This is a genomic window from Aliivibrio finisterrensis, from assembly GCF_008933155.1.
Lineage (GTDB): Bacteria > Pseudomonadota > Gammaproteobacteria > Enterobacterales > Vibrionaceae > Aliivibrio > Aliivibrio finisterrensis.
In genome coordinates, this window is record NZ_WBVP01000083.1 from 1 (window position 1) to 804 (window position 804).

Annotated in this window: 1 protein-coding gene; it reads left to right on the forward strand. The window is 45.8% G+C overall.

What is annotated here, in order from left to right:
* On the forward strand, positions 1–804 hold an 804-nt coding region (locus F8B77_RS17675; RefSeq protein WP_167512867.1), incomplete at both ends, for a hypothetical protein.

Here is an 804-nt window from a genome sequence, read left to right on the forward strand (position 1 = left end):
TCAAGCTCTAACTAATAGCGTCAATGTAATTCAAAGTTACGCGGCTGATAATACGCAACCTGCACCATCGGTGAGTGATTATGCCGACTTTGGCGTCACGGGTATTGATGTCAATAATTTGAGTGAAGTAAACGGTCAGGTGGACAGTCAATCGTTGACCACGATGGCAGTGATTCAGACTCTAACTAATAGCGTCAATGTGATACGAACCTACGCGTTGGATAATACGCAACCTGCACCATCGGTGAGTGATTATGCTGACTTTGGCGTCACAGGTATTGATGCCAACAATTTAGCGGAAATTAATGCACAAGTTGATAGCCAGTCACTAACAAGTGTTGCCTCGATACAAACACTTATCGATAGCCTAACAGTGATCCAAAACTACGCGGTAGATAATACCCAAACCGCGCCAACAGTAACTAACTATGCTGACATTGGTGTCACAGGTGTTGATGCCAATAACTTTAGCGAAGTGAACGGGCAAGTGCACACTCAGTCATTGACTACTGTGGCTGGCATTCAAACTGTGGTTGATAGCTTAGTGGTTATTCAAAGCTATGCAGCCGACAATACTCAAACTGCGCCTACAGTGACTAACTATGCCGACATTGGTGTCACAGGTGTCGATGCGAATAATCTTAGCGAAATTAACGGGCAAGTGGACAGCCAGTCACTCACGAGCGTTTCCGTCATTCAGACAGTGGTTGATAGCTTAGCGATTATTCAAAGCTACGCGGCCGATAATACGCAACCAGCACCTTCGGCAACTGATTATGCGATGGTGGGTGTTACGGGTGTGGA